The sequence below is a fragment of the Methanosphaera sp. ISO3-F5 genome (assembly GCF_034480035.2).
Lineage (GTDB): Archaea > Methanobacteriota > Methanobacteria > Methanobacteriales > Methanobacteriaceae > Methanosphaera.
The window spans coordinates 961,960-974,841 of sequence record NZ_CP118753.2; the positions used below are offsets into that span (position 1 = coordinate 961,960).

Below are 12,882 nucleotides of genomic sequence, written 5' to 3' on the forward strand. Positions count from 1 at the left end.
CGTTAAAGTCCGCAATAACGAAACACAAAAATAAAACTCACAAAACAAACTAATAAACTAATATTTCAAAACAAACATAAATCCAACAATAATTCAAAAATATAAACACATCAATACAATCATAAAACACCAAAAACTAAGAAAACCAATCTAAAAATTAAAAATTTATAAATACAATAATGAAAAAAACAAATAATATAAACAAAAAGGTTTATACCACTAATAATAGGGGAATATAATATGAGTAAAAAATCAATCATAGGTATTATAGCATTAATAGTCATAGTACTACTAGCCGCATACTTCCTATTCATACCACACTACAAAACAGTAGAAATGAGCGGCTACACCTTCGAAGTACCAGACAACAATGCACAAGTAAAAAACAATACCATCAACTACAACACATACCAAGACAAAGATAATGATTTAAACATAAAAACATGGGCATGTAAAGACATAAACGACATAAACGGAACAGTAAACGGATCACTAGAAATTGGAATGCAACTAGAACAAAACAGTGGAAACAACATAACATACAACAATATCACACTAATCAACAAAACAGGAAACTACACCTACTACGACACAGACACAAACAACACAAGCATGATAATCATCACATCCAAAAACCCAGACATAATCCAACACATAGTAGAAACAATGAAAAAACCACAAATAAACATTGATGTAAACCAACTAAACATAACAGCCACCCCATTAAACACATCCGAACCAGCAAACAACACAACAACAGAAAACCAAAGCATTATCTAAAAAATTGTTTTTAAATGACAAAAAGTTAAGAATTAGAATTTAACCACCCTCTTCATTACCTTTTCTTTTTTTAATCTGAAACTAGATTTGATATTCAGTAGATAAAAATACACACACAAGAACAAGGGTGTATAATCCAATCCTATTTCCTTTTATCTTCCAACAATCTTCAACAAACAACATATTTATTATGCAATTATAAAAAACACCACCAAATTTAAAAATAAAATAAATCAGATAATAAAACAATAACCATCATATATATTACTGATAGGAGCTCAATCATGAATAAAAAGGATGTTATAGTAATAGGAGCAGGAGTATCCGGTCTAACATGTAGTGTAAAGCTGGCAGAATACGGAAATCATGTAAAACTATTTTCACCATCACCACCAGAAAGATCACAATCCGTAATGGCAATGGGTGGAATAAATGCAGCACTAGACAACAAGGGACAGGATGACTCACCAAGCCAACATTACACAGATACAATAAAAGGTGGACATAAAATAAACAATCATAAGGCAGTAAAAAAATTAACCAATAATGCTCCAAAGATAATAGAATGGCTAAGTCAAATCGGAACAAGCTTTACACGAGACGAAAATAATAATATAGACCAAAGATACTTCGGAGGACAAAAAAAGAAAAGAACAGTATATGCAGGAACACGAACAGGAAAACAGATAATAACAGCCATCAATACAAGGCTAAGAAAATATGAACACGAACACCACATAGAACATTATGCCGGATGGAGATTCCTATCATTAATACTAAATAAAGAAAATGAATGCAAGGGCGTAATATTAATCAACGAATTAACAGATGAAATAAAATCATTCACATCCGATAACGTGGTAATAGCAACAGGCGGAATGAACAAGATTTTTGGAAAAATCTCCGGATCACAACAGAATGATGGTGGCACAACAGCAAGACTATTCCTGCAACAAATAAAACTAGCAAACCTTGAAATGATACAATACCATCCAACCACAATAAAAACACCTGTAAAAAACATGCTGATAACAGAAGCCGCAAGAGCAGAAGGAGGCAGACTATACACAATAAAAAACAATCAGAAATGGTACTTCATGGAAGAATGGTACCCCGAACAAGGAGCACTCATGCCAAGAGATGTGGTAACACAAAGCATATACAAAGTATGCAACCAATATAACATGGGAATAGATGGCGAAAACAAGGTATACTTAGACATCTCATTCTTACCCGAAGAAACAGTAAAGACAAAACTAGAGGAAATATATGAAATATGTACAAAATACCTGAACATGGATCCGACAAAAGAACCAATACCAGTCTATCCATGCATACATTACTTCATGGGGGGCATATTAACAGACGAAAACCATAAAACAAGCATCAAAAACTTATATGCAATAGGAGAATGCTCCACACAATACCACGGAGCAAACAGACTAGGAGGAAACTCACTACTAGGAGCAATACACGGAGGAATAACAGCAGCCAAGGAAATAAACAAGAAAACACCAACAGCTACCGAAGACAACCTACCCATAGAAAAACAACTAGAAAAAGAACAAACACAATACAACAAATGGAAACAGAACCAATCACCAAATAACACATCATCCTATAAAATAGAAGAAGAACTAGTCCATATAATGAATAATGCCATGAGCATATACAGAGAAGAAATAACACTAAAAAAAGCAATACAACAACTAAAACAACTGGAAAAAGAGGAAATATACTCCCACAATAGCTACTACGAATATGTTTTAATAAAATCATTAATACCATTAGCCAAAGCATTCCTCAAATCAGCAATAGAAAGAAAAGAAAGTAGAGGAGCACACCAAAGAATAGACTACCCAGAAAAAGATGAAAAATACCAGAAAACAACAGTAATACAACAAAACAACAACCAATACAATATAACATTCAACAAAACAGACGAACAAATGAGATGGTAAATATGCAAACATTAAAAGTAATAATAAAAACACAAGAAAACGGAAAAGAGAAAATTAAGGAATATGAATACAAAGAAGAACTCCACATCACAGTAACAACACTACTAGAAAAAATAAACCACACCTATGATACAAAAATACATTACTCTTCCAGCTGCCAACAAGGAATATGTGGAAGCTGTACAATGCTAATAAACGGATGGCCAAAACTAGCATGCAAAACATTCATAGATGAACTAATCATGACCAAACATTTCCAAAAAATAACAATAGAACCACTAACAAAATTCCCAATAATCAAAGATCTGATAGTAGACAGAAACATAATACATAAAAACATGAAAAAAGCACAACAATGGCTAGAAAACGAAGCAAAAATCAATCCAAACAACATACAATTCGAATACGAAGTCTCACAATGCCTACTATGCGGGTGCTGCCTAGAAGTATGCCCCAACTACAACGGAGAAAACGACTTTATGGGAATAATCCTACCAGTAACATCATCAAAAATCACATCCCAAGAAACAAACAAAGAAAAACAAGAAAAACACAAACAAATATACAAAAAACATTTCCAAAAACACTGCGTAAAAGCACTAGTCTGTGAAGACATATGCCCCATGAAAATACCAACACAAAAAGCAATAACAAAAATGAATAACCTACTCGACAATTATAAATCAATTAAAAAACAGGAAAAATAAAAAAACATGATGTAAATAGAATACATAACTATCATTTTACTTATTTTTAATATAAACTATAACTTTATCTATTGAAATATCTTTTAAAGTTCAATAATTTAATACCTATTGATTTATTAAAAAATCATCAATCAAAGTATGAATATCATAATTTACAAAAAGCAATAAACTCTATGAAACACTTTTTCTATTCTTAATTCAATATATTCATAACTAATTTTAACTATCATAATAAATGCACCAACGTATTATCTATTTAATTATGTTTACATAATATTAATCCATTCCATCCAAAATATCAGTTATACAATTTATGATCCAATTATCATATATATGAAATTCACGTAAATCTTTTATCATATTCTTGATAAAAATATATTATATAATAGTTTGGATCGTAAATAATATGAAAGAAGTTGAAGTAGTAGCAGCAATAATACAAGACGGAGATAAATTTCTTGCCACGAAGAGAGGATATGGTGAATTCAAGGGATTATGGGAATTTCCCGGTGGAAAAATAGAAGAAAACGAAACAAGAGAAGAAGCACTTATAAGGGAAATAAAAGAAGAATTAACCTGTGACATAAAGATTAAAAAATTCATGTTGACAGTTGAATATGATTATCCAACTTTTCATCTGATAATGCACTGTTATCTTTGTGAATTACTATCAGAATTCACATTACTAGAACATGATGACTATGAATGGTTAAACAGGGACAATATATTGGATGTTGAATGGCTGGAAGCAGACATTAGCGTCGTAAATTACTTACTAACAAAAATATAATCATTTTGATTTAGGGGGTGTGTATATTGACTACAAACAGTCTCATTCAAAACAAGCCAGAAGAAAATATGAGGGTATTAAACGTAATTAAACAAGAACTGGAAAAATGTGATGAATTCTTGATGAGCGTAGCATTCATCACAACCAGTGGAATCACACCCCTACTACAAGTACTACATGATACAACAGCAAAGGGCAAAATAATAACAACAGACTATAATTACTTCACACAACCCAACGCAATAAAGTCACTAATGAAACTAGAAAACGTGGAAGTAAGAATATTCAAATCAGAAGAAGTAGCATTTCATACAAAAGGGTACCTGTTTAACGAGGAAGGAAAATACAACATACTAATTGGAAGCAGCAACCTAACAGCAAATGCACTGATGAAAAACAAGGAATGGAACGTGTACAACACATATAGCCCAGATGACAAATTTACACAAGACTTACTACGAACATTCCATGAATACTGGACACAATCACAAAAAGCAGAAGAATACATAGAAGAATACACACAACTATACCAGGAAAACAAGCCAAAATACACAGTACACCACCAAAACAAAGTACAAGTATTCAAGCCCAACAACATGCAACAAGAATTCATCAAAAACTTCAAACAATTACTACAAAAAGGAGAAAAACGAGGACTACTCATAAGCGCAACAGGAACAGGAAAAACATACGCATCAGCATTCGCAATACGAGAAGCCAAACCAGAACGACTACTATTTCTAGTACACAGAGAACAAATAGCAAAACAAGCACTAAACACCTACAAAACAGTACTAGAAGAAGACAACTTCGGACTACTCACAGGAAACCACCACGACAAAAACGCCAAATACATATTCAGCACAATACAAACAATGTCCAAAGAAGAAACATACACACAATTCAAACAAACAGAATTCGACTACATAGTAATAGACGAAGTACACCGAGCAGGAGCACCAAGCTACCAGAAAATAATGCAATACTTCAAACCAAAATTCTACCTAGGAATGAGCGCATCACCAGACAGAACAGACGACTTCGACATATACAAACTATTCCACCACAACATCATCTACGAAATACGACTCAAAAAAGCACTAGAAGAAAACATGCTATGCGACTTCCACTACTTCGGAATCAACGACCCAGTAGATGCCAACAACACAAGCGACGAACACGTAGACAAAATAATAGAAAACCTAGAATACTACAAACACTCAGGAAACAGAGTCAAAGGACTAATATTCTGCAACACAATAGAAAACGCAGAAACATACTCAGAGAAACTAAACCAAAGAGGATACAAAACAGTAAGCCTCAGCGGAAAAAACACACAAGAAGAAAGAGAACAAGCCATACAAAAACTAATCACAAACAAAGAAAACACAGAACAACTAGACTACATACTCACAGTAGACATATTCAACGAAGGAGTAGATATACAAGAAATCAACCAAATAGTAATGCTCAGACCAACAGAATCAAGCATAATATTCATACAACAACTAGGAAGAGGCCTGAGAAAATCACGAGACAAAGAATACGTAGTAATCCTAGACTTCATAAGCAACTATGACAACAACTACCTAATACCAGTAGCACTATCCGACGACAGAACATACAACAAAGACAAAATGAGAAAATTCATCATCAACATACCACACACAACAATAGGAAACTCAACAATAAACTTCGACAAAATAGCCAAAGAAAAAATATACAAATCAATCAACGACGCAAGCCTAGAAAAAATATCGTTCATACGAGAAAAATACAAAACACTAAAAAACAAATTAAACAAAACACCAACACTAAACGACTTCTACGACTACGACGAACTAGATCCAATGTTCATCATATCATACATCAAAGGAAAATACACATCATACCCGGAACTACTACCAAAAATAGACAAAGAAGCAGAAATAAACCTAGCAAAAGAACAATTACTATACCTAAAATTCATAACAACAAAACTAGCAAATGGAAAAAGACCACACGAACTAACAATACTAAAAACACTAATAGAAAACCTAGAATATTATAAGGAAGATGATATAAATTACCAACATGCACTAACAGTACTCAACAAAACATTCTACAAAGAAAAAGAACAAAAAGAATACCAAAACATCAATTTCTACGAAGAAAAACAAAACAAAATAACCATCAACAAAAACTTCAAAAAACACCTAAAAAACAAACAATTCAAAGAAAACCTAGAAGACCTAATAACACTAGGACTCAAACAATACCAAGACAAATACCAACACATAAACAACACACAAGACCCATTCAAATACTACCAAAAATACTCAAGAGACGACGTAGTAAGACTACTAAACCTCAAAAGCAACGATTCATCAACAATGTACGGATACCGAACAAAACAAGACATAAATAATAATTTACACTGCCCAATATTCGTAACATACAACAAAAAAGAAACAATATCCAAAACAACACAATACGAAGACAAATTCATCAACAAACAACAATTCAACTGGATGACAAGATCCAACCTCAAAATACAATCAAAAGAAGTACAACAAATCATCAACCACTCCAGTAACGGAAACCAATTCTACCTATTCATCAAAAAAAGTGACGACGAAGGAAACGAATTCTACTACATAGGACAAGCCACACCAACACAACCAAAACAAACAACAATACAAAACGACAAAGGACAACACAAACCAATCGTCAACTTCCAACTACAACTCAAACAAACAATACGACAAGACATATACGATTACATAACAAGTTAACGTTATTTTTCTTAGTTAACTATTTTTTTAGGAAGAATATTCTGTGTTATAGTTCAGACATTTAAATTTATATAATAAATAATTCCGTATTAGCAGACGAACCATCAACAACTAAAGTCCTATTTTTACTTTTATAACCTTTATTTATTTTTTTAAGAATATTATTAACAGCATTTTGAAGATTATCTTTATCACAACAAATCTCCTCAATACTTCTTGAGCTGTTAACAACATTTCAAAATTTAAATATTCTACAAGCTTAGATTTATTAAATAACTCAGTCAGTGTGAAAGATATATCATTTTCAAAAGATGATGATAAAAAAATAGTTTTGCTGCTGTTTTAAATCTTTTGATTCTTTAAAGCCATTTCTAGCTAAAATATTATCAGTTGATCTAGAACGTGATAATATCAAATATTTTGTTTAACAACATATAATTAGGGTCTTGTTCATTGTAATTTAATCCATGTAACATTAGTATAGCTAAAACTATATATATTATGGGTTTTATATAAATATAACAATTAATAACCCATAATTTCTAAAATAAATTTCATAACATATACTATTTCTATAACACAATTAATATATATTTAAATAATAAAAATAAACGATATGTGAGTTAAAATAAATTGATTTTCTAGAACCTAAAAGGATTAAATAAGAAAATAAGTTAGTACATATCATTGGTCAAAACTCATTATTTTTTGATTTATATAATTGATGGAAGTAGTTTCCATACTATTAAGTCTATTTTAAACATTAACAAATTCTTCAAGTTTTTCATAAACTTCTGGGTTTCCATACTATTAAGTATATTTTAAACATATTTAACTGGAAACATTGGAACTATGAAAACGGGTTGTTTCCATACTATTAAATATATAAACTAGGTAGTAATTGTTCATTTTTCTTCATCCTCACAGTTTCTATACTATTAAGTCTATTTAGGGGTCTAGAAAATTAATATTTTTTTACGACCTAAAAACGCTGATTTTTTAGTATTAAACATTTAATTAATCTTGGTTAAAAATAATACATTTGATTTTTACTTGGATTTTTATGAAAGGTTTTTATTATCGAAATATTTAAATAAAACCTTTAATAAACATATTAATAGTGATTCAAAATGTTATTAGGTTTAAATTTCGATAATTCCAACCCATATACTAGTTTGTTAGAAGAAATATTTAATATTATTGATTCTAGAAGAATCCAACAAATAATAGCTTCAAATGGTATAAAACCATTGAATAAGTTTAATTTTACTTTAAAAGTTATTTTTATTAGTCAATTTTTTAATTTAAAGGTTTCATACATCATTGATGAAATAAATAGGAAACCCGAAGTCAAATCTTTTTTTAATATTAAAAATATGTTATCAGTTTCTCAGGTTACAGAACTGATTGGACGTTTTTCTGCCCAAACAATAGAAAAAACTATCAATACAATACTCAGATATCTTAATAGAAATAATAGAGTTCAATCACATACTTATTTACTTGATACAACTCCATTGGATGTTGATTATAATTTTGATAGTAAGAAGATTTCCAAGAAAAATCTTGAAAATAAAGATCCAAAATGAGGTCATGGAACAAGTATTGGCTTCTATATAGGCTTTAAAGGAACTTTTGTACTATATTACAATACCATGATGCCTGTTTTATTCATAATACACCCAGGTTCACCCCCCCCGACAGTCAAATATTCCTAAAAATACTAGAACAAATGAAAAAACACCACCTATTACACCACAATGATAAAATACTAGCTGATAGAGGATATTATAATTATGAAAACTATGAAATAGGCTTAAAAAAATACCACATACAACCATTAATCCTCACTAAATCCAATTCCAACATAGAAAAACTAAACAACGCATTAACCAGTCCATTAGAATATTTCAGACAAAACAAAAAAGATAAAGAAAATAAAAGTAAATTCATAAAATTACAAACTCATTTTGAAAAACATAATCAAAAGAAAAAGAATTAAATATGTAAGAAGCCATATCGAAGACTTTTTTAAATTCCTTAAAGAAGGACTAAATTTAAAACATTTCCACAAATATACAACAGAATCCGTTAAAAAAACAACATTACTAACTGTATTATTAGCATCCTTAATAATTAATCAAGGATACACAACAAAAACAGACTTACAAATGCTTTCTGAAGGACGAATAATCTAGACCCCTAAAGTCTATTTTAAACACGTTTCAAATCATTATACTCCTCACGTTTACTATGAGTTTCCATACTATTAAGTCTATTTTAAACTCCATCCTTTAATCTTAGGATGTCCACTCGTATCTGGTTTCCATACTATTAAGTCTATTTTAAACAAGCATTGAGGTATGAGTTTATATATTAAAAAAGAGTTGTTTCCATACTATTAAGTCTATTTTAAACATTGTACTGAGTTTGTGAGTATAGGGTATTCATGAGTAGTTTCCATACTATTAAGTCTATTTTAAACTCAAGTTCCACACCCATATTTATAAGGATCTCCTTGTTTCCATACTATTAAGTCTATTTTAAACTTTTCTTGCCGGATTTGATTTCTCTTATGTTTTCTGGGTTTCCATACTATTAAGTCTATTTTAAACACATATCTTCATCAACATTATACCCTACATCTAGGGTTTCCATACTATTAAGTCTATTTTAAACTCCGTTTTCTTTCATATATTCAACGCTTTTATTATGGTTTCCATACTATTAAGTCTATTTTAAACTGAATGTACAACATTATATTGCAATACAGATTAAGAAGTTTCCATACTATTAAGTCTATTTTAAACCCTATAATTTCATATGTAAAAGGTTTTATTTCAAATTCGTTTCCATACTATTAAGTCTATTTTAAACAACATACACACCAACCAAAAACAAGTAGTGGGAGGGGTTTCCATACTATTAAGTCTATTTTAAACAAAAAATATTTGGAAGGGGTGTAAGTGACATAAAAGCGTTTCCATACTATTAAGTCTATTTTAAACAAGAGAAATATCCTGATTGGAGGGAATGGAATAAAAAATGTTTCCATACTATTAAGTCTATTTTAAACATTACTCTTGTTATCTTAAATTCTTTTTGAACTGAATTGGTCGTTTCCATACTATTAAGTCTATTTTAAACGCATTAATGAAGTCTGTTACGAAACCGGCTGCTTGTCCACGTTTCCATACTATTAAGTCTATTTTAAACCTCATATACTACATCTCCCACATATAATTTTATCTGTTGTTTCCATACTATTAAGTCTATTTTAAACAGGATACGATTTAATCAGTTTCAGGAAACACTTCTTCGTTTCCATACTATTAAGTCTATTTTAAACTCCTTGTGAACACTTTCATAGCAGGGTGGGAATGGCTGTTTCCATACTATTAAGTCTATTTTAAACCAGTTGCAGATGAATTTAACAAGATTAAAGAGAAGAGTTTCCATACTATTAAGTCTATTTTAAACTTATGATCTTTAAATGTATTACTTAGTTCATCAATCTGTTTCCATACTATTAAGTCTATTTTAAACCTGGTATAGTTGAAGTGTTTAGCAGATATGATAAACAGTTTCCATACTATTAAGTCTATTTTAAACATCATATAAATTGTCTACAGCATCACAAACAGTGTTGTTTCCATACTATTAAGTCTATTTTAAACGGGGTTACGCCTCCTTATAAAACAGTTACACGAACTTAGTTTCCATACTATTAAGTCTATTTTAAACAAAATATACAGCATCAAAACAAAAAATTATTTTTTGAGTTTCCATACTATTAAGTCTATTTTAAACAACATATATAGTAATAGAAAGTGGCACACTGCCCTACCGTTTCCATACTATTAAGTCTATTTTAAACAAAAATTGGGTGTCGGGGATGCATATATTACAATGTGCGTTTCCATACTATTAAGTCTATTTTAAACACTTTGTTTTCAACGAGTGCTTTTATTTCTGCATCTGTGTTTCCATACTATTAAGTCTATTTTAAACTTTTGGTTTTGATTTGTCTGATAATTATACTGTTACGTTTCCATACTATTAAGTCTATTTTAAACCCTGGTTCGATTCCAGGCAACCCCTAATCTACCATTTGGTTTCCATACTATTAAGTCTATTTTAAACACTAGAAAAAATAAGGAGATGATGCGATATGAACCAACCAAGTTTCCATACTATTAAGTCTATTTTAAACTCACACTTGCGGCATCGTTACCCTCTTGTTCTATTTCCTCAAGTTTCCATACTATTAAGTCTATTTTAAACACATTCGGATACCAGTGACATTCAATGGTAGGTTCGGTTTCCATACTATTAAGTCTATTTTAAACGAAATCTTTAAGAGCGGCGGTTCCTTTTCCATTGAGGTTTCCATACTATTAAGTCTATTTTAAACACACATGGATTGATGTCCCTGCAGGACAATTGGCAAGGTTTCCATACTATTAAGTCTATTTTAAACTTTCCTGCTTCATTACTTGCACCAGTACTCATACCACGTTTCCATACTATTAAGTCTATTTTAAACATAATAGACCGTGAAAACGGTAAACTAAGAAAAAGGAGTTTCCATACTATTAAGTCTATTTTAAACACTAAACCGCTCCGGCCTTTAAAATGCTTTCTTAATGGTTTCCATACTATTAAGTCTATTTTAAACTTGTAATGTTTTTATTCAAATCATAATGTTTGGTGGTGTTTCCATACTATTAAGTCTATTTTAAACTTGTATTTCAATGTAAAGGGAATGGTAGTCAAGGTCAGTTTCCATACTATTAAGTCTATTTTAAACTTGACTTACTGTATTTGCAATATTCTTTACAGCACTACTGTTTCCATACTATTAAGTCTATTTTAAACAGCAGGTATTGACATGATGGCAAGAGCAACTACGAGGTTTCCATACTATTAAGTCTATTTTAAACACAATAACAGACACAGACATAGACATCGACGGAAACAGTTTCCATACTATTAAGTCTATTTTAAACAAGACAACTACAATGTACTAACCAACAATGCAGAAAAGTTTCCATACTATTAAGTCTATTTTAAACATTATATAGATTGTCTGCAGCCTCGCAAACTGTATCGTTTCCATACTATTAAGTCTATTTTAAACCTCACAGGATTCCAACAAGACTGTGCCACAAGCCTCATAGGTTTCCATACTATTAAGTCTATTTTAAACCGCAATACTGAAGATGATGACACGTATCGTAAACGATGTTTCCATACTATTAAGTCTATTTTAAACTATTGTAGGTGCACTTTTAGTGTGAGCTGTAAGAGAGTTTCCATACTATTAAGTCTATTTTAAACAAATCCACTTCCAGTATTAGCACTATTAGTCCTTCCTTTGTTTCCATACTATTAAGTCTATTTTAAACTCTACAGCTTCGTCATCATCATTTAATACTCTTACTCTGTTTCCATACTATTAAGTCTATTTTAAACAGTTACCCACCTGCCAATAAGGATTCATGAGGGCTTGTTTCCATACTATTAAGTCTATTTTAAACAGTAGAGAAACTAGTCATATACGAAGATGGCACTAGGTTTCCATACTATTAAGTCTATTTTAAACATCATTGTATCCTGTGTCAATAGTGAAATAATTAATAGTTTCCATACTATTAAGTCTATTTTAAACTGGTGTATTTGTACCCTGTGTTTCAAGTGGTATTCCGTTTCCATACTATTAAGTCTATTTTAAACTAGGAATGTTCTGGTTACTTGTTCAGGTTGTCCTTGTTTCCATACTATTAAGTCTATTTTAAACTACAGGAAACAATACAAAGCATCTTGGATAATGATCGTTTCCATACTATTAAGTCTATTTTAAACGTTAA

Annotated in this window: 8 protein-coding genes and 1 CRISPR repeat array (1 of these 9 only partly in view); all 8 genes read left to right on the forward strand. The window is 30.7% G+C overall.

Features of this window, described 5'->3' with window-relative positions; translation table 11 throughout:
* Nucleotides 1-240 precede the first annotated feature (240 nt).
* The 8 genes from PXD04_RS16040 (at nt 241) to PXD04_RS23395 (ending at nt 9,210) form a co-directional block, all read left to right on the forward strand.
* A complete protein-coding gene (locus tag PXD04_RS16040; RefSeq protein ID WP_323735828.1) occupies nt 241-780 on the forward strand; it encodes a hypothetical protein in 540 nt (179 codons plus the stop codon).
* Nucleotides 781-1,064: 284 nt separating this feature from the next.
* Nucleotides 1,065-2,741 (forward strand): FAD-binding protein, encoded by a 1,677-nt coding sequence (locus tag PXD04_RS16045; RefSeq protein WP_323735829.1) that lies wholly within the window; start codon nt 1,065-1,067, stop codon nt 2,739-2,741.
* A gap of 2 nt (nt 2,742-2,743) precedes the next feature.
* Complete coding sequence (locus PXD04_RS16050) at nt 2,744-3,448, forward strand: succinate dehydrogenase/fumarate reductase iron-sulfur subunit (RefSeq protein ID WP_323735830.1); 705 nt, start codon at nt 2,744-2,746, stop codon at nt 3,446-3,448.
* Nucleotides 3,449-3,854: 406 nt separating this feature from the next.
* Nucleotides 3,855-4,238: a (deoxy)nucleoside triphosphate pyrophosphohydrolase gene (locus PXD04_RS16055; protein ID WP_323735831.1), complete on the forward strand. Its 384-nt coding sequence runs from the start codon at nt 3,855-3,857 to the stop codon at nt 4,236-4,238.
* A 17-nt stretch (nt 4,239-4,255) separates the two neighbouring features.
* Nucleotides 4,256-7,012: a DUF3427 domain-containing protein gene (locus PXD04_RS16060; RefSeq protein ID WP_409988274.1), complete on the forward strand. Its 2,757-nt coding sequence runs from the start codon at nt 4,256-4,258 to the stop codon at nt 7,010-7,012.
* 1,130 nt (nt 7,013-8,142) lie between these two features.
* Complete coding sequence (locus PXD04_RS16065) at nt 8,143-8,601, forward strand: hypothetical protein (RefSeq protein WP_323735833.1); 459 nt, start codon at nt 8,143-8,145, stop codon at nt 8,599-8,601.
* Nucleotides 8,602-8,720: 119 nt separating this feature from the next.
* Nucleotides 8,721-9,014 (forward strand): transposase, encoded by a 294-nt coding sequence (locus PXD04_RS16070; protein ID WP_323737463.1) that lies wholly within the window; start codon nt 8,721-8,723, stop codon nt 9,012-9,014.
* Nucleotides 8,983-9,210, forward strand: coding sequence for a hypothetical protein (locus PXD04_RS23395; RefSeq protein ID WP_409988275.1), 228 nt, complete (start codon nt 8,983-8,985; stop codon nt 9,208-9,210). The genes PXD04_RS16070 and PXD04_RS23395 overlap by 32 nt, the downstream gene beginning before the upstream one ends.
* Before the next feature lie 59 nt (nt 9,211-9,269).
* Nucleotides 9,270-12,882: a CRISPR direct-repeat array (repeat unit 29 nt; unit sequence GTTTCCATACTATTAAGTCTATTTTAAAC) (it continues 125 nt past the right edge of the window).